This is a genomic window from Microbacterium sp. HA-8, from assembly GCF_046111165.1.
In the GTDB taxonomy this organism is placed as follows: Bacteria; Actinomycetota; Actinomycetes; order Actinomycetales; family Microbacteriaceae; genus Microbacterium.
In genome coordinates this window covers 236601-263047 of sequence record NZ_CP162025.1, presented here as the reverse complement: position 1 = coordinate 263047, position 26447 = coordinate 236601, and the positions used below count along the sequence as shown (strand labels likewise).

General features: G+C 63.7%; 22 protein-coding genes. 10 read left to right on the top strand and 12 right to left on the bottom strand.

Annotated features, from left to right (window positions below; translation table 11 throughout):
- Positions 1-2 precede the first annotated feature (2 nt).
- The 5 genes from AB2L57_RS01180 to AB2L57_RS01160 are packed head-to-tail and all read left to right on the top strand — an operon-like array spanning position 3 to position 4473.
- Positions 3-1292 (top strand): ParA family protein, encoded by a 1290-nt coding sequence (locus tag AB2L57_RS01180; RefSeq protein ID WP_036300576.1) that lies wholly within the window; start codon positions 3-5, stop codon positions 1290-1292.
- A gap of 15 nt (positions 1293-1307) precedes the next feature.
- Positions 1308-3122 carry a type IV secretory system conjugative DNA transfer family protein gene (locus AB2L57_RS01175; RefSeq protein ID WP_100813447.1) on the top strand — a complete coding sequence of 605 codons (1815 nt, stop codon included), beginning with the start codon at positions 1308-1310 and terminating at the stop codon, positions 3120-3122.
- Positions 3119-3514 carry an HNH endonuclease signature motif containing protein gene (locus tag AB2L57_RS01170; RefSeq protein WP_036300578.1) on the top strand — a complete coding sequence of 132 codons (396 nt, stop codon included), beginning with the start codon at positions 3119-3121 and terminating at the stop codon, positions 3512-3514. Before AB2L57_RS01175 ends, AB2L57_RS01170 begins: the two co-directional genes overlap by 4 nt.
- Positions 3511-3987, top strand: coding sequence for a hypothetical protein (locus AB2L57_RS01165; protein WP_051513879.1), 477 nt, complete (start codon positions 3511-3513; stop codon positions 3985-3987). Before AB2L57_RS01170 ends, AB2L57_RS01165 begins: the two co-directional genes overlap by 4 nt.
- Positions 3988-4026: 39 nt before the next feature.
- On the top strand, positions 4027-4473 hold the full coding sequence (locus AB2L57_RS01160; protein ID WP_100813235.1) for a single-stranded DNA-binding protein: 447 nt from the start codon (positions 4027-4029) through the stop codon (positions 4471-4473).
- Positions 4474-4782: 309 nt separating this feature from the next.
- Here the strand turns inward: AB2L57_RS01160 and lpdA are convergent, their stop codons facing one another.
- The 6 genes from lpdA to AB2L57_RS01130 form a co-directional block, all read right to left on the bottom strand.
- Positions 4783-6180 (bottom strand): dihydrolipoyl dehydrogenase, encoded by a 1398-nt coding sequence (gene lpdA / locus AB2L57_RS01155; RefSeq protein WP_056216905.1) that lies wholly within the window; start codon positions 6178-6180, stop codon positions 4783-4785.
- Between the two features lie 64 nt (positions 6181-6244).
- Positions 6245-6949: an SDR family NAD(P)-dependent oxidoreductase gene (locus AB2L57_RS01150; RefSeq protein WP_036300211.1), complete on the bottom strand. Its 705-nt coding sequence runs from the start codon at positions 6947-6949 to the stop codon at positions 6245-6247.
- Between the two features lie 69 nt (positions 6950-7018).
- Entirely contained in the window at positions 7019-7882 is an 864-nt protein-coding gene (locus AB2L57_RS01145; RefSeq protein WP_036300214.1) for an NAD(P)-dependent oxidoreductase, read from the bottom strand.
- A complete protein-coding gene (locus AB2L57_RS01140) occupies positions 7879-9261 on the bottom strand; it encodes a Xaa-Pro peptidase family protein (RefSeq protein ID WP_036300216.1) in 1383 nt (460 codons plus the stop codon). The genes AB2L57_RS01145 and AB2L57_RS01140 overlap by 4 nt, the downstream gene beginning before the upstream one ends.
- Entirely contained in the window at positions 9261-9647 is a 387-nt protein-coding gene (locus AB2L57_RS01135) for a RidA family protein (RefSeq protein WP_051513789.1), read from the bottom strand. Before AB2L57_RS01135 ends, AB2L57_RS01140 begins: the two co-directional genes overlap by 1 nt.
- Before the next feature lie 125 nt (positions 9648-9772).
- Complete coding sequence (locus AB2L57_RS01130) at positions 9773-10570, bottom strand: helix-turn-helix domain-containing protein (protein WP_409047889.1); 798 nt, start codon at positions 10568-10570, stop codon at positions 9773-9775.
- Between the two features lie 139 nt (positions 10571-10709).
- Here AB2L57_RS01130 and AB2L57_RS01125 point away from each other — a divergent pair, with 139 nt between their 5' ends.
- Positions 10710-11393, top strand: a complete 684-nt coding sequence (locus tag AB2L57_RS01125; RefSeq protein ID WP_069696851.1) for an enoyl-CoA hydratase/isomerase family protein — start codon at positions 10710-10712, stop codon at positions 11391-11393.
- Between the two features lie 73 nt (positions 11394-11466).
- On the opposite strand, the gene AB2L57_RS01120 is transcribed toward AB2L57_RS01125, so the two are convergent.
- Entirely contained in the window at positions 11467-12051 is a 585-nt protein-coding gene (locus AB2L57_RS01120; RefSeq protein ID WP_100813236.1) for a flavin reductase family protein, read from the bottom strand.
- Between the two features lie 811 nt (positions 12052-12862).
- Between AB2L57_RS01120 and AB2L57_RS01115 the strand changes: the two genes are divergently transcribed.
- Positions 12863-13495 carry a hypothetical protein gene (locus AB2L57_RS01115; protein WP_409047888.1) on the top strand — a complete coding sequence of 211 codons (633 nt, stop codon included), beginning with the start codon at positions 12863-12865 and terminating at the stop codon, positions 13493-13495.
- Positions 13496-13818: 323 nt separating this feature from the next.
- On the opposite strand, the gene AB2L57_RS01110 is transcribed toward AB2L57_RS01115, so the two are convergent.
- From AB2L57_RS01110 to AB2L57_RS01100, 3 genes are all read right to left on the bottom strand, one after another.
- Positions 13819-15018 carry an acyl-CoA dehydrogenase family protein gene (locus AB2L57_RS01110; RefSeq protein WP_036299419.1) on the bottom strand — a complete coding sequence of 400 codons (1200 nt, stop codon included), beginning with the start codon at positions 15016-15018 and terminating at the stop codon, positions 13819-13821.
- 728 nt (positions 15019-15746) lie between these two features.
- Positions 15747-17018 carry an acyl-CoA dehydrogenase family protein gene (locus AB2L57_RS01105; protein WP_409047887.1) on the bottom strand — a complete coding sequence of 424 codons (1272 nt, stop codon included), beginning with the start codon at positions 17016-17018 and terminating at the stop codon, positions 15747-15749.
- Between the two features lie 839 nt (positions 17019-17857).
- Entirely contained in the window at positions 17858-19069 is a 1212-nt protein-coding gene (locus AB2L57_RS01100) for an integrase (protein ID WP_409046856.1), read from the bottom strand.
- A gap of 218 nt (positions 19070-19287) precedes the next feature.
- On the opposite strand from AB2L57_RS01100, the gene AB2L57_RS01095 reads away from it, so the two are divergent.
- Complete coding sequence (locus tag AB2L57_RS01095; protein ID WP_409047886.1) at positions 19288-19848, top strand: YceI family protein; 561 nt, start codon at positions 19288-19290, stop codon at positions 19846-19848.
- A gap of 417 nt (positions 19849-20265) precedes the next feature.
- On the opposite strand, the gene AB2L57_RS01090 is transcribed toward AB2L57_RS01095, so the two are convergent.
- Positions 20266-23379 carry an AAA family ATPase gene (locus AB2L57_RS01090; RefSeq protein ID WP_232711513.1) on the bottom strand — a complete coding sequence of 1038 codons (3114 nt, stop codon included), beginning with the start codon at positions 23377-23379 and terminating at the stop codon, positions 20266-20268.
- Positions 23380-23465: 86 nt separating this feature from the next.
- Here AB2L57_RS01090 and AB2L57_RS01085 point away from each other — a divergent pair, with 86 nt between their 5' ends.
- Positions 23466-23750 carry a hypothetical protein gene (locus AB2L57_RS01085; RefSeq protein WP_409047885.1) on the top strand — a complete coding sequence of 95 codons (285 nt, stop codon included), beginning with the start codon at positions 23466-23468 and terminating at the stop codon, positions 23748-23750.
- A gap of 221 nt (positions 23751-23971) precedes the next feature.
- Positions 23972-24862, top strand: coding sequence for a DNA adenine methylase (locus AB2L57_RS01080; protein ID WP_409047884.1), 891 nt, complete (start codon positions 23972-23974; stop codon positions 24860-24862).
- Here the strand turns inward: AB2L57_RS01080 and AB2L57_RS01075 are convergent.
- Entirely contained in the window at positions 24828-26408 is a 1581-nt protein-coding gene (locus tag AB2L57_RS01075) for a hypothetical protein (protein WP_409047883.1), read from the bottom strand. The two genes, AB2L57_RS01080 and AB2L57_RS01075, sit on opposite strands and share 35 nt — an antisense overlap.
- Positions 26409-26447: the final 39 nt, after the last annotated feature.

Below are 26447 nucleotides of genomic sequence, written 5' to 3'. Positions count from 1 at the left end.
TCATGAGCACCGTCACCCACCCCCGCACCTATGCGACCGTGACCGGCCCCCACGCCACCTTCGTCACGCTCGACGGGCACACCGAACCGATCACCGCCACCGGGGGCGAAGACATCCGGCACACGATCCTGCGCCGCGCCACCGACGAGGCCCGCCGCACCGGAACCCCGGTCGAACTGGTCACCTCCGGCGACCGCGGCGACCACCACCTCCTCATCGGCACCGATGGGGCCCTCACCCCGGTCACCCCTGTCACCACCGCATCCGACTCCACGAGCAGTTCCGACGACGCCCACAACAGGGGGCAGGGAAAGGAGGTGAGGGAACAGACTCCACGGCCGGATGGCCTCCGCGCAGGACCGCTGCCGGCTGTGGAGTCCCCCACACGCCCCACCTTCCTCACCTCCACCATCGACACTCCCGCCGCTTCTGCCTGGTGGCGGGGCGCGCTCGCCCGCCTCGGAATCACCGTGCGCCCCTCGGCGGCACAGCGCGAGCGGGCCGCGTGGACGGCGACCGTATCGCGGCAGTGGGCGGGATGCCGCACGATCGCCGTCGCGAACGGCAAAGGCGGCGTCGGTAAGACGATGACGTGCGCGATGCTCGCCGCCGTCTACGCAAGGGAAGGCAGCGGGCAGGTCCTCGCCTGGGACAACAACGACACCCGCGGCACCCTCGGCTGGCGCACCGAACAAGGCCTCTACGACACCACCCTCCGCGACCTACTCCCCGCCGCCCCCACCCTCCTCAGCCCGTCCGCAGGAGTGTCCGACATCACCCGGTTCGTGCACCACCAGGCCACCGACCGGTACGACGTCCTCCGCTCCAACCCAGAACTGCTCGCCACCGATCAACGCATCCAAGCGGCCGAGTTCGACTTGCTGATGCAGGTCGCCGCCCGCTACTACCGGCTCGTGATCTTCGACTCCGGCAACGATGAGTCCGCCGAACGGTGGCTGCGGATGATCGACTCCTCCTACCAACTCGTGATCCCCACCCTCGCAACCCCCGAGTCCGCCGAATCCGCCGCCCTCCTCCTGGACGCGCTCCATGGGCGTGACGAGCGTTCCGCGGCACTGGCCGCGAATGCCGTCGTCATCGTCACCCAATCCGAACCTGCTCTGACCGTGGCCCGTCGGATCGCGGACGGGTTCGCCCCGCACGTCCGCGCCGTCCAGATCGTCCCGTTCGATCCCGCCCTCAAAGCCGGGCAACTCCGCTTCGACGCCTTGCACCGGCGCACCCGGGACGCCTGGCTGGGCGCGGCCGCCGCGGCCGCCGAGGCACTCTGAAAGCGAGGGTTGGCCATGTCGCAGGGTGTGCTGGGGAAGACGGTCGCGATCACCATCGCAGGCGGGGTGATCCTGGCCGTCGCGTTCGGGTTCCTCGCCGAGGCGATCACGGGGCGTGTCTGCGGCACCCGCCCCACACCGGGCAACCTGTTTGCCGGCCTCGGGCTGGCGATCACCGGCAACCCGGCCGGGTACGCAATCCCCGCCGGGTGCGTCCTGCCGGTTGAGTGGATTCGAGTCGCCGACGTGGCCGCCGTCCTCCTCGTCGCCGGGCTCGCCGTGTGGCTGGTGAGGGCGGTGCGCCGGTACCGGGAATCGGACCGGGCATTCATCGCGGACCTCCGCACCCGGACCGGATTCGCCAGCACCTCCGAAATCCGCGACCATCTCTCCGCCCGCGCCGTGCTGCGTCGCGCCCAGCAACTCCGCCCCGACCTGGCCAGACCCACCCCTACCGACGTCGGGTGGCGAGTCGGGCGCGCCCGCGGGCAAGACGTATACGTCTCCATCGAAGACTCCGTCGCCCTCGAGGGGCCGCCCCGGTCCGGGAAGGGGTATCGGGTGTTGATCTCGGCGATCGTGGACTGGTCAGGACCACTGATCACCACATCAACCACAAACGACAACCTGACCGCGACGATGCGGATGCGGCAGGCCCGCGGGACCGTCCACGTGTTCGACCCGCAAGGGCTCTCCGGCATCCGTCACCCGCTCCGGGTCTCCCCGATCGTCGGCTGCGAGAACCCCCTGGTTGCAATGCAACGCGGGACCGCGATCATCACCGGCACCGCCCTGGGCGCCTCGACCACGAACGGAGAATGGGCCCAAGCCTCCGGTGTCGTCCTGGGCCGGCTGCTGCACGCCGCCGCCGTCGGCGGGAAGTCGATCGCGGAACTGTATGACTGGGGCACCAGCCCCGCCCAAACCCGAGACGCGGTCGACATCCTCAAGGCCGACGGCACACCCGGGTGGGGAGACAGCCTCGACGCCACCATCAGCGGGGACGAAAAACTCGTCTCCTCCATCTGGTTCGGCGTGCACGGCGCCGTCGCCCCGCTCGCCGTCCCGCAGATCCGCGACACCCTGCTCCCACACCCCGGCGACCCGACGTTCGACCCGCGCGAATTCCTCAACGCCGCGAACACCCTGTACTTGATCGGGTCCTCGTCGGGGGCATCGGCGATGGGCGGATGGCTCAGCGCTCTCCTGGATGACATCGTCGAAGTCGCCCGCACCACGGCGCTCGCCTCCCCCGGCTCCCGCCTGACCCACCCGCTCGGACTCATCCTCGACGAGATCGCGAACATGTTCCGATGGGGGAACCTGCCCCGCATCATGGCCGACGGCGGCGGCCGCGGAATCTGCACCTTCATCGTCCTGCAGGCTCTCTCCCAAGCCGAGACATCCTGGTCCCGGGCGGAGGCCGACACGATCTGGGCCGCCGCGACCGCGAAAGTGCTCCTCGGCGGGGCCAGCCACGTGAACCACCTCCGCGACATCGAATCCCTGCTCGGCACCCGCGACACCCAGCGCACGCTACGGTCCTGGACGACACGGGATGCCGGGCATTCCACCAACGAGCACCACGAACGCCGCCCCCTGATGTCGGTGGATGAGATCCGGCGTCTCCCGCCCAGCACCGGGCTGCTCGCCTACCGCAACCGGCGCAGCGTGCTGCTGGAACTCACCGGGTGGGACGAACGCCGCGACGCCGCCACCATCCAAACCGGCAAACACCAGACCGAGCAAGAGCAACGCGACGTGTTCGAGACACGACGCCCGTCCGCCCCCTCCCGGGCGGATGCAACGGAGGCGGTGATCGACGAATGAGCAACCACCGCAAACCCCCGATCATGAACCTGTACCGGTCCGGGTTCCTCCGCTCCCCGGCCTGGTTCGCCCGCCGGGACCGCTGGTTCACCCAACAGGCAGCGCTCGGGTGGCCACTGGTCTGCGCGGCCTGCGGTCGTCCCGCGTCGAAAAGGCAGCTGCAGTTGCACCACCTTGACTACACCGGGGTGACGATCATCCAGGGGCGGTACAAGGCGCTCGAGGCGCATGAGGACCTCATCCCGTTGCACGCGTACTGCCATGACCTGCTGCACCGCCTCATCGACCGCGACGTGGTCCTCTCCCGCAACCGCACCCGCCGAGACGCCACCCGCCTCGCCCTGGAACGCCTCCGCCCCGCTCTGCAATCCCCTGACGGGAGCCCGTCATGAATGACTACGAAGACCCCATCGATCTGGACGATGCGATCGCCGCGGACCTAACCGAGCTCGAACCCGACATCCGTTACGCCGGCTCCGCCCCGATCGGCGGGCACGTCGTGGACTGGCGCACCCTGACCGATCGGGATGCCCGCACTGAATGGCAGGCGTTGCGGGCGTGGGTGGAATGGTTCACGGTTCGGTATCGGATCTCCGAGTCCGTGGTTCCGCCGTGCTGGTACCAGCACGGGCATCTCGTCGAGGAACTCTCCGCCCTGCACGCCGCGCACACGGCCGCGTTCGACCGGTCCGATACCGGGTTCGGGCCGATCGGGTTCCACGAACGCCTCAGCCTCGCCATCCCCCGACTATCCCGCGCGTACTTCGGAGGATGCGCACGCGGACACGACCCCGCAAAACCCCGCTCCTGGAACACGAACGAGCAGGAATGGGACGCGTGGACCTGCCAGGCCCACGCCCACTGAGACCCCACCCGGGCGTCTCACCAATGAAAGGAAGCAGAGATGACCACCAAGATCCCGGTCGCCATCGAGGGGAACCTCACCGGCGACCCCGAACACGGCACCGGCGAATCAGGCAACGAGTATGCCCGCTTCACCGTCGCGGTCAACGACCGGCGCCTCAACGAGACCACGAACCGGTGGGAAGACGCCGGCACCGTGTTCCATCGGGTCGTCGCGTTCAACCAACAGTCCCGGCATATCGCCGACTCGCTCCGCAAAGGCGACAGCGTGATCGTCGCCGGGGACCTGCGGTTCGGGACCTACACCGACAAGGAAACCGGGCAGACCCGCGAAACCCGCGACATCGTCGCGGACAACGTCGGCGCGTCCCTCAAGTTCTCCAGCGTCGAGGTGGACCGCACCCCAAAAGCTGAAAGGCCCGCAGCAGACGCTACGGGCCCGACAGCAGTACCGGCCTCGTACGCCGGCACCGGAGTGATCCGCTGACCTGAACCAACAGGAGCGGGGTGAGAGTCACTGTACTCTCGCCCCGCTCCGCTGCATATCCAACGCTCCCAGCCGTACGCGTGATGTAGATGCCACCCCGACTCGGTCTTGAAGACGTCAAAGACAAGACCTCCCCGACGCAGTCGGCTGCCTGGGGGGCCACCCACACAGCCCGTTGCCGTGCCTCAAGCGGCGGACCAGATTGACTCCCGCAAGCGCATCGGAGTGTCCATCACGCGCCACCCCCCGCGCCCGCATAGAACGTGCGCTCAGGGATGTCATGCTTTGGCGATGGCTGCCACTCTTCGGTCACATGTTGATCATGTGGCCGGCGAGGCCGTGGAAGGCTTCCTGCACGGCTTCGGACAGCGTCGGGTGCGTGTGCACGTTGCGGGCCGCTTCGAGGGCCGTGAGGTCCCACTTCTGCGCGAGCGTGAGCTCGGGGAGCAACTCGGAGACGTCGGGGCCGATCAGGTGGCCACCGAGCAGCTCGAGGTGCTCGCCGTCGGCGATGAGCTTGACGAAGCCGATGGGCTCGCCGAGGCCGTTCGCCTTGCCGTTCGCGCTGAACGGGAACTTCGCGACCTTGACGTCGTAGCCGGCGTCGCGCGCCTGCTGCTCGGTGAGTCCGAACGAGGCGACCTGCGGCGAGCAGAACGTCGCGCGGGGCATCATCCGGTAGTCGCCCAGCGTCTGGGTCTCGGCCTTGCCGATGGTCTCGGCGGCCACGACGCCCTGCGCCTCGGCCACGTGGGCGAGCTGCAGCTTGGCCGTGACGTCTCCGATGGCGTAGATGCCGGGGACATTGGTGCGCATGTAGTCGTCGATGTCGATCGCACCGCGGTCGGTGAGCTTCACGCCGGTGTTCTCCAGGCCGAAGCCCTCGACGTTCGCGGCGAAGCCGATCGACATGAGCACCTTGTCGGCCTCGATCGACGCGGGCGCGCCGTCCTTGGGCGTGTAGGTGACGGTGACCTTGTCGCCCGAGTCCACGACGGTCTCGACCTTGGTGGAGGTGAGGATGTCGACGCCGTACTTCTTGTACTGGCGCGCGATCTCCTTGGAGACGTCGACGTCCTCGTTCGGGAGCGCCCGGTCGAGGAACTCGATGATCGTGACCTTGACGCCGTAGTTGACCATGACGAAGGCGAACTCCATGCCGATCGCGCCGGCACCGACGATGACGATCGAGCGCGGCAGCTCGCGCGTGAGGATCTGCTCCTCGTACGTCACGACGTTGTCGCTCAGCGTGACGCCGGGAAGCAGGCGCACCTTGGAGCCGGTCGAGATGATCGCGTTGTCGAAGGTGAGCTGCTCGGTGGAGCCGTCGGCCTTCGCGACGGTGATCGTGTGCGCGTCCACGAACGAACCGCGACCCTCGTACTCGGTCACCTTGTTCTTCTTCATGAGGAAGTGGATGCCCTTGACATGCGTCTCGGCCACCGTGCGGCTGCGGTCCCACGCGGTGCCGAAGTCGAACGTCACGTCACCGGAGATGCCGAACAGCTCGGCCTGGTGGTGGAAGACGTGGGCCAGGTCGGCGTTGCGCAGGAGCGCCTTGGAGGGGATGCACCCGACGTTCAGGCACACACCGCCCCAGTACTTCTCCTCGATGATGGCGACCGAGAGGCCGAGCTGAGCGCTGCGGACGGCTGCGACGTACCCGCCGGGGCCCGCGCCGAGAATGACGACATCGTAATGAGGCATGACCCGTGATTTGCTTCTTTCGACTCTCGAATAGGTTCGTCCTGCCCTGAACAACGGGGGCATGTTAGCCGATGCGCCAGCCACGGTCGACGTTAAGGCTGTGCGCGGAGACACCCCGGTTGAACAGGAGGAACTTCACGGCGTCGATGACGTCGTGAAGTTCTGCGAGCTTCCCACCGGGGGTCCGGCTTTCGTATGCTGCAACCGCTTCAGGTCGCGAAGCCCAGAAGGGGCTGTCGCCGATTATCCCCGGATGGAGAGCGTTGACCCGGATGGGTGCAAGCTCATGCGCCAAGGTGTTCATTAGCCCATCGATGCCGCCATTGACCGTGGACACTGTGGTGGATCCCGGGTACGGTGCGTCCTTGGCGCGGCCCCCAAACAGGACGATACCGGAGTCCACTGACGGCTCGATGCGGTCAACGAGTGTGTGGACGGTTTCGGCGTAGCCAATCAGTTTAAGGGTGATGAGTCTCCTCGCACGAGCGAGGTTGTAGTCACGGATGGTATTCGCATCGCGCTCGATCGCGCTGAGCACGATTCCATTAAGGCGGCCGATGCCGTCCAGTTGCGCAGCGATGCCTTCCGGCTCGGACAGGTCCAGGGCGATTCCGTGCGCCAAGGGGCCGAGCTCGGCCGCGACAGATTCAGCTGTCTGTCTACTTCGGCTGGTCACGATGACACGGTCACCGCTGGCCACGAGGTCCTTTGCTAGTTCCAGCCCAATCCCGCTCGAACTCCCAGCAATGAGCACCGTACGATCAGTCACGATCTCTCCTTTGATTGGACGACTGCTCCCTGACATCCGGGAGCATCCCTCTGCAATTCGGGTAACGCATCACAGTAGGTTTCGTCTCGTGACTTCTGCGATAGCGCCCCAGTCGGATGTCGCGAGCTCAGGATCGGCTAGGGCTCGTTCGAAGACCGAGAACAGGGCGGGCATCGTGGCGGGCTTCACGCCGCCGGCCTCGGCGAGGTCTCGAGCCAGGCCGAGGTCTTTGTACCCGAGCGCCATCGAAAAGGCCGGCGGCGTGTGTCTGTGCGCGGCGATCTCTCGCCCGTACTCTGTGTAGGCCACGCCGGCGAAGAGGCTGCTAGTGAGCAACTCGACGAACACTGAGGGATCGACGCCGCGCCTTTCGACCATCGTGACCGATTCGCCTAGAGCCTGCAACACGTGGATGAGGTTGTAATTGACCGCGACCTTGACCGCATTCGCGTCGGAGGGGACTTGCCCGATCCGCCAGACTCGTTTGCCTATCTGATTCAGATGAGGCAACACCGCGTCGATGTGGTCGCTGGCACCCGCGGCGAGCAGGTGCAGCTGCCCTGCGGCTGCCGCGGACGGGCGACCGAGAACGGGGCTGGACACATATCCCGCGCCGGCCGCGGCGAATCTTCCCGTGAGTTGGTCAGCCGCTGTCGGGCTGATCGAGGCCAGATTCACATGGATGCGGCCCGTTCTTGTCGTTCCATCGTTCAGAACCTCTTCTGCAGCCTGATCGTTGGCGAGCATGCTGAAGGATATATCTGCAGCGAGCGCCTCAGACGGCGTCGCCACCGGCACAGCACCGATGGCCACGAGATCTGCGAGGGGGCCGGGGGATCTGTTCCAGACCAACACACTGTTTCCTGCGGCGATGAGTCGAGCCGCGATCTTTGACCCCATCGCGCCGACTCCGAGAAAACCGAGAGTCGTCACGACTGACCGCGTCCCCATGTCGTGTTCAGGTGCGACTGACTATCACGATTGGTGTTGAGTGGACCATCGATCGTGTAGTACTGACGGCCGGCGACGATGAGCTCCTCCGCAGGGAACTTGGTGATGACTTCGCATCCATCGGCGGTGACGACAAGCTCCTCCTCGATCCGCGCGGCTCCCCACCCATCCGCTGAAGGCCAGTAGGTCTCCAGCGCAAACACCATGCCCTCCTCGATCGTCTCTGGATGATCGAACGAGGTCAACCGTGAGAAGATTGGCTTCTCCCAGATCGACAGCCCTACGCCATGCCCGTACTGCAAGGCGAAGGCTTCCATCTCGTTGGCGAAGCCGAACTCCTGTGCCTCGGGCCACACTGCCACGATGTCGGCCGTCGTCGCCCCTGGCTTCACGAGGGCGATCGCGCGGTCCATATACTCCCGAGCACGTGTGTAGGCGTCGCGCTGCTTGCTTGAGGCGGAGCCCACAGCGAATGTGCGGTAGTAACACGTGCGGTAGCCGTTCCAACTGTGCAGGATGTCGAAGAACGCCGGGTCGCCGGGCCTGATGAGCCTGTCCGAGAAGACGTGCGGATGCGGCGAGCAGCGCTCACCCGAGATTGCGTTGACTCCCTCGACGTACTCCGAGCCAAGGTCATAAAGCGTCTTTGCGACCACCCCGACGGCCTCGTTCTCCCTCACGCCAGGACGTAGGAACCGGTGTAGCTCCTCGTATGCGGCATCGACCATCGATGCAGCCTGGGTGAGCAAGCGAATCTCGTCGGGTGTTTTGATGCGCCGCGCCTCCATGAACACCTGCTGGCCGTCGACGACCTCGATGCCCTCCTTCTGCAGGGCGATCAGCACAGGAAGCTCGATCACGTCGACCCCGAGGGGCGCGTGGGCGAGTCCGAACTTCTCGAGTTCGCGCTTGATCTTCTTTGCCAGATCGGTCGCCATCTCGGCGTCCGGCGGGAAGGCGCCTCGCAGCGTCGAAAGACCCGCTCGTGCGCCTGACTCCAGTCGTGGCCGCTTGGCGCCCTCGTGGGGCGCGTGTGGGTCCGCGTCCATTTCGGATGTCGTTACGTCCAACCAGGGGTTGTACAGTGCGTGGTGCTTGGCCGCCGAACCGAAGTCCCACACGATCGGATCGGTGTTACGGGTGAGTAGGGCGAACCGGATCAACTTGTCCATCGCCCACGTGCCGATATGCGTCGCGCTCATATAGCGGATGTTCGAGAAGTCGAAGGCCAAGACTGCGCCCAAATCGGATCGATTGAGTTGCTCCTTCAGCCTTCTTAAGCGCGCATCCCGTAGTCGCTCGAAGTCAACACGCGCTTCCCAGTCGACCGCATTGGTTCCTGTTGTTCCGGTGTTCTTCATCAGATTGCAGCGATCGCGTCAATCTCGATGGAGGCGCCCTTGAAGAGCGAGTACACCCCGATCACGGTGCTCGCAGACGGCTCGTCGACTCTGACAACCCGGTCGCGCGTGTCCCGCCAGATCCCCAGCTTCTCCTGATCCAGTTCGGTGATGTAGACATTGACGCGGACGAGGTCATCGAATGACGCACCGCCCGCCTTGAGAGCGCGTTCGAGCTCAAGGTAGGTGAGTTCGATCGCGCGCGCGAAGTCCGCGGGCACCGAGCCGTCCTCTTCGAAGCCCACCGCGCCCGATACGAATAGCAAGTCCCCGGCGCTGACCTTGACACTGTCGGCGATACCCGGGATGACGGGCGCTGGATTGTGAGTGATTCGTCCGTTGGCCATGTCCACTCCTCAGAAGGTGAGAGGGAGGACCGTCCGCCGCGTCGACGTACTCGAGAGCTCCCTAGATCTGTTCAGTCAGAACGATCATACATGGATCCAATTGTGAAGTGGTACTCAAATCCCCCTCAGGCCCGCGGTGGGATTATCGTGTCGTCCTGGCGCAGAACCTGACGCACGGATTGCAGTCGATTGATGTGCGCGGGTGCCGGCTGCCCGTCGAACTGTAGAGGACTCTCGCCCAGCGGCCCTGTCACGAACCAGATCCCACGAGCCGCCCGGTCCGTGTCGTTGCGGTACAGGTGCGGACGGTGCGAGTCGAAGCATATTGAGTCACCCACATGCAATGTGAACGAGTCGAAATCGAGGAGGAGCGTCAACTCACCCTCTATCAGATACCCGTACTCGGTCCCAGAATGTCGCATGAGCTTGCCTTCGGCTGAACTGGATGCACCCGGCTCATACGTCATAATCAGCGGATCGACCCCACGGTGCCCGGCATTCGCGAGTCGCTCCCAGGTGACACCGTTTTCCATCTCGATGGTGGGATTCGCCTCTGCGCGTTGTACTCCGAGGCGCTGAATCTCCCGCAGCGCAGCGGTCGGCGCGGCATCCGACGGGACGATCTCCAGCAGCTCGTCCAGGGATACGTTGAGGTGCGACACAAGTGCGTACAGCGTCGTGACGGAAGGATGGATCTTCCCAGTTTCTACTTGCGAGAGCATGCTCGGGGAGACCCCTATCGCTGAGGCAACCGCACGCAGACTCAGCTTCTGCTCTTCACGTGTTGCGCGGAGTCGTCGGCCCAGTTGCTCCTTCATGTCTCCTCCTCCATCTCTGGTCGGTTCGATCACAGGTGCGGAAGACGGAAGGTATTGAGTGTCGCTTCCGGACTTCGGCGGTTCGGGCTGGTTGGCGGTGTCCACACTCCGAGAATAGCGTCCTGCTGTCGTAGAACTGTCCAGGCGTTCAGTGTTCCTTGACGCACCGAACGCCTTCTGCGAGGCTGGACGGGCTACTGGGCGCGTTGCGTGGCCCGGAGGAATCTCATCGAAGGAGAGACTAATGACTGACGATGTTCGCATTGCGACCGTGGAAATCGCGGGCCCCGGGCGGAATCTTCTCAATCCCGAGGTGCTCCAGAGCATCGAGGACCAACTAATCGCTGCGGCAAATGACGCGGCGGTGGCCGGCATCATACTGACCGGAGCCGGCGACGATGCGTTCTGCGGCGGCCTTGATGTGCCGGCGATCAAGGCCGGCGCTGATCCCGTTCCCTTTTACCAGGGCTTGATCCGCGTGCTCAAGCTGCTGCCGACCTTGCCGAAGCCCGTTGCCGCAGCCGTGAACGGAGACGCTCTGGCGGGCGGCGCAGGATTCGTTGCTGCCGTTGACTATGTCGTCTCCGTCCCGGACGCGAAGATCGGCTCTTACGAAGTCAGCGTCGGAGTATGGCCGATCGTCGCTCAAGTCGCCCTCATCAAGAGGCTTGGGGCCCGTGCTGCGATCGAGAACATCGCCAGCGGCGAGCCGTTCACGGCGGAACGCGCGCGGGAGGTCGGGTTGGTCAATGCGCTCGCACCTGCTGACAGGGTCATCCAGGCAACCGAGGACTGGCTTCGATTGGTCGCCCGCGGCGGTGCCACGGTTGCCGGCGGGCGCCCGTCTGTCTATCAGGTCGAAGAGATGGCCTATGGCGATGCACTGGACGCGGCGCTGCACAGCATCACTGCGGCCTACGCCAAGTAGCACACACGTTTCAGGCGGTGGACGAGCTTTCGTCCACCGCCTGAAACGTGGGTGCTACCGGTCAATCCTGATTTCAGATAATTGCTGAGCGCTCTCCGACCTGGTGCCAGCTTCGGTTCATGAAGACGAGTCCTTCGCGCTCCGGTTGCTGATCGAGTTCTGCCGCCGTGTAGTTCGACTCGATCGCCTGTGCGATCACGATGGTCGATCCGCTCGCCTCCAGCCGATTCACCACCCGCGCGCGGATCCACGTGCGAACCGCATCAAACACCACTTCCCCGGTTGGGAGGCGGGACCAGATGGTCGAGTCCGCGAATCGGTCGATTCCGCTCGTCGCGCCAAGTTTGGCGATCTCGATGCTGTCTGGGCCGATGAAGTGGACGACGACAGTATTGGCATCTTTCAGGACGCGCGCACTCGAGGACGACGATGACACGGAGAAGATTAGCAGCGGCGGATCGGCGCTCATAGAGGCGACCGATGTGGCCGTGAGGGCGACTGGGCCGGTTCCTGCGTCTGCCGTTACGACGGTCACGCCAGCAGGATGCCGACGGAAGATCGCCCGGAAATCGTCTGCGGAGAGCGTGTCCAGGACCAGAGCGCCACCCCCACTGCTCGACTCCTGCGCGTGCTTCGGGGTAGGGCTTTCTGACGTCATGACTTCTACCATCCTTGGTGTGTGTCCAGCCGGTTCTCGTATGTGCCATCGCAGCGAACACTTTATTGTGACTTCTCACATCCGGGCCTTGTGTCCAGCCAGCATTTCAAGACCGGCTCGTCGCAGCGACCTGTGTTTATTCTGACTTACTTTTTATCGGAAGTCCAGCCTTGTGCGCGGGGTTGAGTTTGACGAATCACCGAGTCAGGTCGCTGTGAGGGCCGTCCCTCCCGCTAGTCGCCGGACTGTTGATCTGACCGATCAGGATGGTGTCGGCGACGATTACTCGGGGCTTGTCGACGCGAGTCCGGTTGGGGCCGGCTGTCTACGCAGGGGCGGTCCCGTCACGAACCGCGGTGCCCAGATCATCGGCGTCCACACGGGAGAACCTGGGTGTCCCTTAGCGTCGGGCGACGACGTGAAACGGGGCGCCCCATGACTCTCCGCCCGATAGCGAGCGCCTCTGCCCTGCGGGTGACGATGCGTCATAGACACCACGAAGACCTACCAGCCGGGGCCGCTCCCGCGAACAGGACACACTCGATGTCGTCTTGGCTGCGCCCGACCGCCTCGAGGCAGTCAACCCCACACGCGAAGCAATTGCGTTCGCCGCCGCATGGAAGCACCCGAAGCCAGGAGAGTCGGAAGCCGTTTCTGCGCCAGGCCGTCCCCGCGCGCCCGCAAGGCTGGATCAGCTGGAACGATCGCCGACCGCTTGCGCGAAGCGCGTTAGCGCCACTCCCACCACACAGTGGGAAGTGCCTCGAGCGCCGCGACGGCCTCGTACGACCAGGAGCCGGCAAGGTCGAGCGTGGCGCCGGTCGCTTCGTGCTCGCGCAGTTCGAGGAGTTCAGCGTCGAGAATCGAGGGATCTTCACCCCGGCGACGCGCTCGATCCCTCGTCGATCCGCGCGAGCAGGGAGACGGGTGCTGCATCCGTCCGCTATCCGAGCAGGAGGTAGGACATCGTCATCGCACCAGTTCGCTATCCGGTGCCCGGCATCTTGCCAGGCTCGTCCGGGTCGGACGAGAGGTCAATGGCATCTACCTCAAGGTACTCACCGACAAGACTGGTTCGCTCATCGCCGCGGCTGCGCAATCGGGTCTGATTTTCGCGATGGGCCCGGCAGAGCTCGAGCGGCCGGTCGTCGTGTTTGGGGAGAAGGACGGGGTCGCGTTCCAGCTGCTCGACGGCTCGAAAACATGGTCGTGGACGCGAATTCATCGCTCGCCCTGCCGAGCGATGATCTGGTTCGCGCGAGAGAACAGCGAGTCGCCGGTGAGGATCGCGACGTTGTTGGCCCTCGCGCGCGTCGACCGCCTCGTCAAAGAGGTGGGCGTCACCGACCGAATTGCCGACGCCGCGAGCCGCTACCTCTATGAAGCCGTCGGCAAGCGGGTGCGGCCGGCGTTGGCGCTCATCACCGCAGCTGGACGATGTTGAGTATCGATGTCATCGAGGACGCGACAGCACTCGAGATGATGCACCTCGGTTCGCTGTACCACCACGATGTGAAGGATGCCCCTGACAAAATGCCGTGCGGTACCCAGTGCGCACGCAGTTTGGCCCGCCTTCACCAGCGATGCGAGTTCGCTGGATCGCTATGCGGTGAGTGTGCGGGCGAAGAGACCCCAGTCCGGCGAGGAGAAGCGATTACTGCTTTGGACGTCTCCCTTCTCGTTCGGCCATATGGATCCAAATGCCGATTGTTGGGGGAGGGGCTGGTTCGGGATCGAAGTGGCTCCCATCCCGAACCAGCCGGGGGCTCAAACCAGAGGCGTAACGGAATCCCCATCTTCGCGGCCGAGAAGGGCCTTCCCGTAAAGCTCGTAACCGAGCGCCGGAAGAACGAACGCGTGCCGTGACGCGACTGCCTGGTCACGCCAAAGGCGCTGCAACGGGTTCACTTCCGCGAAAGCTCCCGACCCGTGCGCGGTGAGCAACATCTCAATGGCGCGAGCGGTGTGCTCGACGATCCAGCCCACGTACGCACGATTTCGAGCTCGGGTCAAGTAGTCCGGATAGACGCCCTGAGCAGCGGGGATGTCGATCTCGTCAGTGGCGCGGTGGGCGAACCCTTCCGCAGCTTCCAGCAGCAGCGCGGCCTTGGCGATGTCGAGTTGGAATGCGATCGAGTCACTCTGTCGCTCGAAGCTTGTGTATGCGATGGCTTTCGAGTCTGCCTTCGAGATCACCCTCTCTAGCACGGCACGGCCCATGCCGAGCTGCGGGCCGACGAGAATGATGTTCAGCACGGGAATCCACCCCGCCCGGTAGACCGCGGGAGTGTCCTCGGTCGTGCCAGGGTAGGTGCCTCGCAAGGCAGGTTCCCCACGCATCACACGGTGATCGGGAACGAAAACGTCAGTCGCGCTGAGCGCGTTGCTTCCGCTCGAACGCATGCCGGCCACATGCCAGATGTCCTTGAAGCCGAGATCCGAGCGCGGGATCAGCAGTTGCGCGGTGTCAACGAAGTCACCATTCTCGTCGACGAGCTCGGCCCCGAGAATCGCCCACTGCGTGTGCCACGATGCCGAGTTGTAGCTCCACTCCCCGCTGACGAGGTACCCACCATCAACGCGCTGGGTCTTACCGTTTGTGGCTAGGACCACGGAGACCTTTGCGTTGCGATCCTCACCCCACACATCATCCTGCGCCTTCTCGGGATAAAGCGCGGTCAGCCAGTTCGCGATGTTGGTGAGCGCGACGACCCAGGCAGTCCCGCCGTCGCCCTTGCCGACGGCTGCGCCCACGTCGACCTGCGCACGAGAATCACCTTCATATCCTCCATACTTGGCTGGCTGCGTCACCCGGAAGGCTCCGATTGCCTCGAGGGCATCGATCGACTCCTGCGACACGCGTCGTTCTGCTTCGCCTTGCGCTGCGTTCTTCTCAATCAGCGGGCGGATCTCATCGATCCTCTCCAGGAGGGCGGAGATGTCAGGGGGCAAACTGCTATCGACCATGGAACGGTCTTCCTTTCGCTCTGAAATGGTTAGTGAAGTCTTCTGTAGCTCACTGCAGTGGAACACCGTTCAGCTCGCACCGGGTTCGGACAGGGTCTCGGTTCGCCCTCCCGCGATCTACTGGATATCCGAGGAGGATCGGGGCAGCGTTGTCGGCGCATCGACGCCTCCTTCCTCAACCCTGAGGTCAGGTTCAGCGCACGGATGCACTTTAGTCCTACCTGACGTTTTCACAGCCTGTGTAGTCACAATAAACGAGTGCAAGTTCCGAAAGCAACACTCGGCTTTACAGCCCGCCCCGTTCATGGGTCAGTCGCCGCCGGTTCAAGGCAGCTCATCTCCGAGCTTCCCGAAGCGAGCGGCCTGGTGGTCCTCGCGCCGATCAACATCGCATAGTGGCCGTTAGTCTGGCGCGATTTCGGCAGCAGTTCACCAGGCCGGATCGCCTCGACTGACACCCCTGTGGAGTCACGCGGGTCGCTCTCTGAACCTGTACAGGAGCTTCGACCGCGAAGCCCTGCTGTTCAATCGGCACAAGTGACTGTCGTGACCATTCGAACAGGATGTGTGCTATGCATCGAGATGGAGTGATGACCAATTGCTGGCCCCTGCAATACCGGACCCTCGGTCTGACGCGTGGCCTACCGCTGAGAAACTCAATGGCTGAGGGCACGACCACCGCGTCGACGACCGAAGCGGCGTCCATGCCCTCAGCGGTTGAGCCTTCGCTAAATCGGCATGACGAACTCGTCGATGCCGAGCAGCGACTTCCCGTACGTTTCCTTCGAAACGCCCACGTTCACCAACGCATGACGGCTTGCCGTTTCCGAGTCCCTCCATATCTGCTGAAGTGGGTTCACCGAGGCAAAGGCGGCCGAACCGATAGCAGTGAGCATTTTATCGATGGACTCTCGACATAGCACCGCTATGGTCGCCGCATCCATCCGAATACGTGCGCGCGTTGCCCAATCGATTTGACCACGATTGGTTACCGCGGCGGCATCGATGTCATAACTAGCTCGCCGCCCAAGCATGCGTGCAGTGTCAATCGCGTTCGCAGCCTCGGCGACCGCAATCTGGTTCGTCGGCGCGTCGCTCCCCTTTGCATACTTTGTGTTTGTGACGCCGCGCGTCGGAAGCTTTTCGAGAGCATAATCCAGAGCTGCCTGAGCAAGTCCGACTTGAGCCCCAACGAGCACTAGATCGTGGTTGGGGACCATAGGCGTGAGATATTCGAGCTCATCGGTGAACTCGGACGCGTAGTTTCCTTCGACTAGATTGTCAAAGCTTTGAGTGCGGTAGTCCGGCGCGAAAACCTCTGTGCCGACGACTGTGTTGCTCCCAGAGCCACGCATTCCTGCGACATACCACGTGTCTTCAAGCGTGACCTCGTCCATCGGAACGAGAGTCATCATCCGTACCGGTGCGCCATCAATCTCGACGACGAACCCGAGCTCCGCCCATTGTGCGTGGAGGGACCCTGACGCGTACGGCCAACGGCCGCTGATTACATAGCCACCGTCAACCTTGCGCGCCGATGCGGTAGGGCCGGCAGGAGGTTTCGTTACAGTGGTGATGCGTGCACGCGGATTCGCGCCCCAAATGTCGTCCTGGGCCTCGCGTGAGTAGGTGCCGACGTCCCAGGCGTTTGAGTTGAGCAACGCAAACGCCCAAGCTGTACCCCCATCTCCCCGTGCGATTTCGGCGGTGAGCTCGAACAGCGTTCGAAAATTGCTCTGGAATCCGCCATAGCGACGAGGAGTGCAGACCTGGAAGAGGTCAAGTTCTTCCAGCCCATCGATCACCACTTCGGAGACACGGCGGTCACGATCGCTGTCTGGGGCATGTTCATGGATAAGTGAGTAGAGCGATTGGGCGCGGCCGAGGAGGTCAAGGTTCGGCTGTGAGATTTCTGGAACGAACGAATGCGCACCATCTGACGCCGCAGTAGCCGATTGGACAGATTTCATTTGGATCCCTCTCCTTTGATAGACGACCATGTGTCGGCACCCTCGCCGACATCAGTCCTCATTGATCTCGTTCACTATAAATGAACATCTTCACGTGCGCCAGATGCGAGAAGGATTCCTTCCGACGCGGACTCCGCCGGCGAGACCTCGTGGGCCGTCCGTGTGAATTTAACCATCGACCGCCCCACAATTGCGCGACGAATCCACCACGCGCGGAGGGCGACCGAATCGAATTGCGAGGATCTGCGTATCGATCCCTCGGATGACCCGATTGGCCGATCATGCGGTGGTTTGAGCGCGAAGAGTCCATCGCCGACCTGTGCAAGACTGCCGTTTGTTGTGCGCGTCAGCACTGCTCAAGCCGGCGATTCCCGACGCTGCTCGCTCCTGAGCGATCAGTTCCGTGCGGCCAGGCGCCGGCCGGATCGGCCGTACAAACAGCCGGATCGCGTCTGCCGCGACAAGGCACACTCGTCGAGCGTGATCCGTAGGCATCTATATGGGCGCAGCATCATCGCCGACACCTCGAACCCTCTCCTCAGCACGGACACCGCACACGCCGCGGACTGAAGGGTGGCCGGCCAGTGAACGACGACGTCGACAACTACATGGCCCGAAACACCGTCGAACGAGGATGAACGAAGACGATAGGCGATGGCGCGAACCCGCGGCCGGTTACGACAAGCTCGCCCCCACTTGCCGCTGCGGGCGCTCTTCTCGGGCCCCATCGCTTTCTGGCTGAAGCGGTTAGGAGACGTGTCTCGATGCGGAATAGCTTGCAAGCCGCACCGTTCAGAGGTTCCGTCTTGCCTCACGTCAAGATGTCCGGGAGTGAGTGATGCTTGCCTCACGTGAAATGTCCGCGTAGCTCAGGCGGCGGGGCGGGTGCCCTGGGTGCGGGCGGCGGCGAGTTCGATGAGTTGTTGCTGGATCTGGTTGATCCGTCGGGTGATCCGTGCCGGGTTCAGCTTCGCATGCTCGCGCTCCAGTCGGGCGCGGGTCTTCTCGTCGAGCACACCGGCGTCGAGCAACCGCTGGTAGGGGGTACGTGGCTTGTCGTAGACGCGCTTCTTCCGGCCGGCTGCGGTGTGGGTCCAGTCGATCGCTTTCACGCAGGGCAGCAGATGGTTCTTGCGGGCCATCACGAAATCCCAGAGCTCGTTGAGCAGGGTCATCTCCGCCTCGGTCTCGTAGCGGTAGCGGAACGCGTGTTTGCGGACCCAGTCGCCGTTGCGTTGCTCGACGTGCGCGTTGTCGTTGTGCTTGTAGGGACGCCCCCGGGTGACGGGGATCTCCTTCTTGTCCGCCCAGGCGATCACGCCCCAGTTCATGAACTCGGATCCGTTGTCGAAGTCGAGCCCGGCGACCGGGACGGGCGCGTTCTTCACCATCCATTCCAGGGCGCCGTGCACGTGCACGTAGGCGTTGTTGCGGATCGTGCGCAGCATCGTCCACCCCGCGACCGGGTCGGTGCCGGTCAGGGTGCGCAGGAACTCGCCTTTGAGGGAGTGGCCGCAGTGCGCGACGGTGTCCAGCTCCAGGAACCCCGGGACGGTCAGCGGGGCGTCCATGCTGGTGCGCGTCGGGATCGAAGAGCGCAGGATGTGGGACGGCTTCGTGCCCGAGACCGCGACCGGGTAGGCGGCGTCCTTGTGCGGTTTCAGGTACCGGTCGATCGTCGCGGCGCTCATCGATCGCAACTCGTCCAGCACCTCCGGTGTGACCCGCTGCTCGACCTTGCCGAGCTCACGGAAGCGGACGAGGCGTTCGAGGGTGTCGTCCATGATCGCCGCGAAGTACTTTCCCGACGGCTGCCCGGACAGCCGCCAGACTTCTTGCAGCACCACGAGCGCATCGTAGGAGTACTTCCGCTCACGCGGCTTACGCTGCTGATCGCGCGCGGCACCTTTGCGTGCGTTCGCGGCACGGATCGCGCGGCGCGCGTGATCACGCGTCCAGCCTGTCGCGTGCACAAGCTCGTCCAGCAGCCGGCCCTTCTCTTCCTTGCCTGCTTTCGCATACTCGCGGGCGAACTTCTTCGTGATCTCACGGCGCGCCGCCATCGACAACTCCCTGCTCATCACCCCAGGGAACTACGCGGACATTCCTACGTGAGGCACGCGCAGCCCTTCCCGGACCTTTTAGCTGAGTCTCGTCGGGTTCTTGACAACCAACAGAGTGTTCTGCGAACATAAACAAAATTTGGACGCTGACGTGCTTCGTCCCAGTCGAAGTAGTTGCCTCGCCTGCCCGAGCGGCTCATGTGAGCGCCGCCGTCCCTTCATGGAGAGGAAGATCAATGACGCTGACCAACACCGAGGTTCCTGGCTTTCGCGCAGGTAAGTGGGTTCTCGACCCAACTCACAGCGAAGTAGGCTTCCACGTTCGTCACATGATGGTCTCGAAGGTTCGGGGCGCTTTTGGTGTAAAATCAGCCACTCTGATTGCGTCTGACAATCCCTTGGATTTCGTCCTCCACGCTACGGTCGACGCAGCATCCGTAAATACGAACTTGCAGATCCGCGACGACCATCTTCGATCGGTCGACTTTCTCGACGTCGCACGATTCCCGACGATGGAATTTGTATCAAGCGGCGCTCGAGTGAGCGGTGATGAGTTTCTCGTCGATGGCGAATTGACGATCCGCGATGTGACTCGGTCTATTACATTTCAGGTCGAGCTGGGCGGATTTGGCTATGACACGGACAAGGTGTATCGAGCAGGCGCTTCTGCGAAGACAACCATCGATCGAGAGGATTTTGGCCTGACCTGGAGCGCGACGCTCGAGACAGGTGGGCTTATGGTTGGGAAAGAAGTGACGATTCTCCTGGAGTTGGAAGGTTTTCTCACCGAAGAGTGACTTGAGTGGGATGTGCTCGCACCCTGCGGATTTCATTCCGGCCAGGTTGGCTTCCAGGGTTACGACGACGTGCCCAGCTACGACCTCGATTCATTCGCTCGAGTGGTTTCGGTGTCCCCCAACACAACGATCAGGTGTGATGATCTTGCGGCCTCCGTCGAGCCAGTACGCCTGGTGCTCGTTGGGCACTCGGTGCCCAGCTGGGCTGAGGTCCCAGACATGATCCAGTCGAGCGGGTCGAGATCGAGACGCGCGGAGAACCGCTCGGTTCAATTCATCATCAAGGTCCAGCCCGCTGAAACGAATGCGCGCCAACGAGCTCAGTTGGGTCATCGACATCCATTTCATGCGGCTGAGCACGCTCAGTCACGAATCCGGCCGATCCAAGAAGTGACCGCGGGGGATGCCACGACCATGTCAGCGCGAGAGGTCCGACCCGTCAAATGCTGACCGAACCACGACACGCGCGTCTGCGTCGCCGCGGCGTCGTTCGGTGTCCTTCTGCCGAGCGATCGGGGCGGGTGCTCCGCTGCCATTCATCGCGTCATTTGCGGCGAGAATCGCCTGTTCGTGAACGTGACGGGCCTCGACATACTCACCGACACCCGCCACATACTGTGCCACAAGCTGCTGCCGCGCCGCGACTATCGGCGCGGCAGTCAACACGGCTTCGGGGTGTCCGTGCGTGCCGGCGTCGTCATCCGCAATGCGGCGGTCCAGCTCGATCAGCGCCTGTTTCGTCGCATGGAGCCCCTTATTCAGTTGCTCCAACTGGTATCGCTCGAGTTCGCGACTTGGACTTTGTTGAGCGCTCCACAGGTCGGGCGGGGTATCGGCAACGTTGTGGGGGGTGCGGGCGGCGCGTCCCAGCTCGATGCGGGCAGCGCGGATGGAGTCGTTGATGCTGACTTCACGGAGGCCGCGGAACATACTGTCCGCGATCTGCGCGCGGGCCGCGGCAGCGGTGGGGGCGATCGCGAGCGCTTCGTTGCGAGTGCGGCCTCGAGTCATTCCAACGTAGAGGCCGGCCGCGTCGACACCCGGCCCCACAACGGCGGCATCCGTGGTCTCGCCCTGAATGCCGTGCACCGTCGACGCGTACGCGAGATGCACATGGTCGGCTGCGTACTCACGCGTGACCGTGCGGACGTCGGCGCTGTCGTTGAGGCTGACCAGTTCGATCCCGGTGCAGGTGAGCTTGCGGATGACCCACAGGGCCCTGTTCTCGACGTTGGCGTGGCGGTCGTTGCGGCGGGTTTGAACGATGTCGCCTTCAAGGAGTCGCTGCTCCGCCTGTCCCACCGCGATCCGGCTCAGCGCGAGCTGCCCGTGGTCGATGCGGCGTTGCTGGATGGCTTCATTGATCGCGTCCGCTTCCTCGTTCGTGCTGGTCACCAATGCCATCCGACGCTGGCCCGCCGAGGCGCGGAAGTACGCCTCCACCATCACCTCGCGCGCCTGGGCTTGGTCTGCGACACAGTGGATGAGCCCGCGAGCGTCGAGGTCGGACGCGACCGCGAGCGCCTCATCCTTGGAACCTGGTTCACGCATGCGCAGGGTCAGTTCGGCGTACTCCGGGTCGTGGAATCGATGTACGACGGTGAGTTCGACAACGGCGGTGGCACGGCGGGTCATCGTCGCCATCGCACCGGAGTGTCCGACGGGCCGGGCCTGGAGGTGGTCGCCGACCATCGCGATCCCGGCCCCGGTCTCGGCCGCCACGATCGCGAGGGCGTTCGCGGTGTGTAGGTCGACCATGCCGGCTTCGTCGACCACGACTCGATCCCCCGCCCGGAGTGGGAACCGGCGCGGCCCTGCGTAGCGAAGCCCGGTGGTCGGGTCGATTTCGTCCCGATGGAGTCGGGTCCAGACATCGGCACCCGACTCGTCACGCCCCCAGCGGAACCCGTGATCGCTCAACAATGCGTGCAGGCTTGAGGCAGACGTGCCGATCTCTCGGCCGGCGACCGAGGCGGCCTTCTTCGTTGGTGCGACCACCACCATCCGGTCGCCGCGCTGCGAAAGCGCCTCTTTTGCGGCGCGCAGCATGGTCGTTTTTCCAGCGCCGGCAGGCCCAGTCACCGATACCAACCTGTCGGTCCCGGCGATTGCGGCGGCGGCCTGCACCTGGCGGCTATCCAGTTCGACGTGCTCTCGCAGCACCGCTTCTGCCGCGGCGACGATCAGGGTGGGCTCAACCGCGGCGCCCGCCCGAGTGAGGGCGTCGAAGCGCTCGGCGAGCTCGGTCTTGAGTGCGGCTGTGGTCGATGCCATCAGCCGCTTCACGTGCGCGGGCCGTTCCTCTTCCGCAGCCAGCAGATCCACCGTCAGCGTCAGCGCGCGCTCGATGATCTGCTCGAGCACGGGTTGGAGCGATTCGCGGGGGACGACGATCCCGGTTGCCGCGAGGGCGCGGGTGGCGCCAGCGTGCACGTCGACCAGGCTGAACCGGCCCCCGCAAGACGCGGCCCGCGCGTCTGCATCCACAATCGCCCGCGCCGCCAACAACGCCACATCCAGATCCTCGATTGTCCCGGCCTGCACCGGCACCGGGGCACGACCTCGCAGGATCCCCGGGTCGATCGCGGCCAGTTCGCCTGCGATGAGTTCTTCCCAGGCAGCTTCGTCGAGATCACCAGGCTTGTTTGGTCGGGCTTTCGCCCACGCCAGTCGGTCGATCCGGTGCATCTGATCTGGGCTTGGTTCCTGCCCCGGGTGCGCGGTTCGCCACTCAACCAGCAGTACAGCCCGGTTTGCCTCGATCTGCGTCGACCGGCGCGACAGCGGGCGGACCGCGTGAGCGAGCTCCGCGATCTCGCCCTCGGCGTTCAGCGTGAATCCGTGGCGGGCCAGCGCCGCGACCCATTGCGGGTCGGTGCGGGCGGCGAGTTCGCCTTCGGCGTTGATCAGGGTGTGCAGCCTCATCGCGACCCGGGAGTCCACGTTGGACCACTTCCCGTCCTCGCCCTGCACCTTCACGCTCAGCCACAGATGCCGATGAACGTGCGGGTCCAACGCCCTGGAACGACGATGCTGCAACTCGACAACCTCGACCCGCTGCAAGGGCTCACGGAACCTGCCACCCGCGCCGCGGCGCGCGTTCAGCTCGGCCTGCCAAGTCGTGATGATCCGATCCCGCAACCGATCCTGCAGCGCCTCGAACTCGCGTGCCAGGTCCGGGGCGATCAGTGCGGCGATGCTGAATGATTTCGGTGCGTTGATCGTGCCATCCAGAATGAGGTCCGCATCCGCGGAACTCAGATCGCGCCCACGCCGCTCCCCGGACTCCGGATCGCACCCATCCACCCAACTGCGCAACTGCATCTCGTCAAGCGTGTCCGTCGAAATGACGCCCGCCGTAACGATGAATCGTCGGACGCCGGCTGCCGCATCCCCGTATCCGGCGAGCGCATCCACACCAACGGTCGCGCGCAGGTGCGAGTCACACGAGCCCTTCAACGCATAGCCCAGCGCCTGTCGAACCCCCTGCGATCCGACACCTCTCTTCCAGCGCTCGAGACCTCCTCGCACCCGAACAGCGTACCGCTTTTATGCTGAACTCAAAACGAATTCCACAAAAAGTGCCTGCGTGCATTGCTCTGTCTCTTCGTCTTCGTTTGGTCGCGGTCGTCGCGGTCGTCGCGGTCGTCGCGGTCGTCGCGGTCGCCTTCTACCCGGTCAGCCGCCAGCCGCAGCGGCCCTCTTCTGACGTGCCCGTCTACACGGCCCCGCACGCCGAATCTCTCGGAGAGTCCGTGGGTGTGAACCGTTTTGATGCCCTGGAGCGGGTCGGTGCCCAGTTGTGCGATGATCCCGCGGTCGATGCCGCGCTGCTCGATCAGGTCGCGGGGCGTGAGTCCCCGTTCGCGGCGTGCAGCCCTGCTCGACGGATCAAGGCCTAGACCTTGGAGTATTAGAACGTTGCGTGCGCGTCCAACTGCCAGCAGCGAGGCCCATCTGGAACGTCCGAATCATGCGCGCGATATTCAGGGATCATCCCAGGTGCCGCGAGGAAGTAGCCAGTCAGTCGGTCTTGCCCGGCGAACACTGGTCGTAAGCGGTCACGTAGACGGGAGCTCTAGAGTTGGGCGGACTGCTCGATGAGTGAACGAAGGAGGATTCGTTGAACGAAACGCTTACGCTCTCCGCGAGCCGGCGGTATGGGACTCTTTCGCCGCTGAGATACCCTGGCGGAAAATCCGCGCTGGCAGGTCTTTTCGCCGACCTCATCCAAGAGCTCGGCATCGACGGAGCGGTGTACGTGGAACCGTACGCGGGCGGGGCCGGAGCCGGTATTGCGCTCCTTCGGGAAGGGATTGTCGACCACTTGGTGGTCAACGACTTTGACTCGGCAGTACATGCCTTCTGGCACAGCGTCGTGCATCAGAACGCGGCCTTCGTGGAACTGATCAAGTCCGCTCAGCTCACCATTACGGAGTGGCTAAAGCAGCGGGAGATCTATCGCCAAGGAGACGTGGGTCGCAGCCTCGAGCTTGGGTTTGCATTCTTCTACCTGAACCGGACCAACCGCTCGGGAGTTCTGACCGGTGGAGTTATCGGTGGCCTCGACCAGTCTGGCAACTACAAGATCGACGCGAGGTTCAATCGCGAAACGCTGGTCAGCCGCGTGGAGGCGATCGGAGCGTTAGCAGACCGCATTACCGTCCGCGACGACGACGGGCGCTCGATAATTCGAGACTACGCCAGCGACTCGAATGCGTTCTTATACATCGATCCTCCGTATGTCGAGGCGGGGTCGAAGCTCTATCTGAACGCGTTCGATGCACGCGATCATTCGGACCTCGCGACGGTCGTTGCCGCGGTGACGGATGCCCATTGGCTTATGACCTACGATCGCTCGCCGCTAATTGAGCAGCTGTATGCAGACTTCTTGACGTTTCCGTACGACCTGAACTACTCGGCGCGCTACCCCGGTCGCGCCTCGGAGCTGATGATCGTTTCGTCGAACCTCGAACGTGCTATTTCGGCGGCCGCGGCGATTCAGTCAGCATAAAGCGCACGAGGGGATACACCACGCGCCAGGCTTGGTGGATGTGTTTTCCCTGGGCATCCACATTCACGCTGTGGGCAACGAGGTTGAACCACTGCCCTGTACCGGGGATATCGCTCGCATTCTTCCTAGTTCTGTTCACGCTCGAGATCGCGTTGGCGAGTTGGCCGTTGCTTCCGTAGTCAGCAGTGACCCGACCCATCACATCCCCTAGAGTTCCGGTTGCCTCTATGCCGTTTCCGAGCCCGTAGTGCTCCTTGATTGAGGCCTCCACCACGGAGCGCATGAGCATGGCTGCCGCGGCCGGAAATTCGATGACATTGATTCGCCGCAGTTCCCGTAGCCGATGCTGGAACGGTATCGGAATCAAGCCTTCATCGATGCCCGCTGTGCTGAGATTCAGCTTGGTTTCCGGATCGTTGGGACCGCGAGGCGTGTTTGGTGCATCCGGCTCGGTCGGCGACGCAGCGGGTTCGCCGGGATCGGGTGGACCGGCAGGTTCGCTCGGCGGAAGGCCTGGACTGCTCGCGGGATTGTCGGGATCTGGTGCGGGTGTTTGTGCGGTCGGGTGGTCGGGAACGTCCTCGTCCGGGTCGCTGCGCTCGGACTCCTCTGGCGCGGAAGCTGGGCTTTCGGGCGTTTGCGGATCGCTGAGGTATTCAGGCGCCGAATCGGTTGTCGCTGGCGAGAGGATCCCGCCTTTCATTTCGATGAGAAGGTCTTCGTACCCTTCGGTGTCCGGTTTGAGCCCGCGTCTAGTATTTAGCTCGCCGTCGCGGAACCCCCTAACCAGTCGTTCGAGTGCGACTAACTCAGCTGGACTTTGTGCCCACTGAACCACCCGTGCTTGCGCGTCAAACTCAAGTCCGATCAGTTTCTGAATTGTGGGATTCCGATAGGCATATTCGAAGGAGGACATCGCCAGTCTCGGCCCATTCACGTAGGCCGAGATATCCGGGTCATTGAAGCGCGATGTGCGCAACCTCTCTCGGACGCGTCCCATCCGGACCACGCGGGGGATGTCCTTGATCGCGGGGAGCTGTGCTTTCAATTGTTCGAGGGTCGTCCCGCTCGTGAGCTGTGCGAGTACGAACTTCGCTTGTTCGTCGAGATTCCACGCCTTCTTGGACTGTCCGATGTGGAGACGCGCCAGAACGGGAGCGGCTGCCTCTCGGGTAGGCATGACCATGACTCGAATAACTGAGGGAAGCGCCTCGGCTTCGATGGCGAAACGCTTCAGCAGTTGCTCGACCTCACCTTGATGTGCGGGTGCCAGCGAAGGTTTGAGTAGCGCCATGAGTGCGGAGACTCGACGGTTGCCTTCCAGGAGTATCCACTGATCATCCTCCCGGACTACCAATGGGATCTCGTTGTCGATGTAACTGTCACGCAAGATGAGACGTGCAACTTCCGCCACGTCCTGCTCGGCCCAAAGGAAGTTCATCGCGGCGCTCTCGGATGGCTGAGCACTGGCAAACCTGTAGTTGGTGACGTCGAGGTGGAGCTCGTTTACCGGTACATGTTCAATCGGATGCTCGACATAGCTCATCGATGTATTCCTCCCCCGTTTGCTTCATTCTGGCAGTAC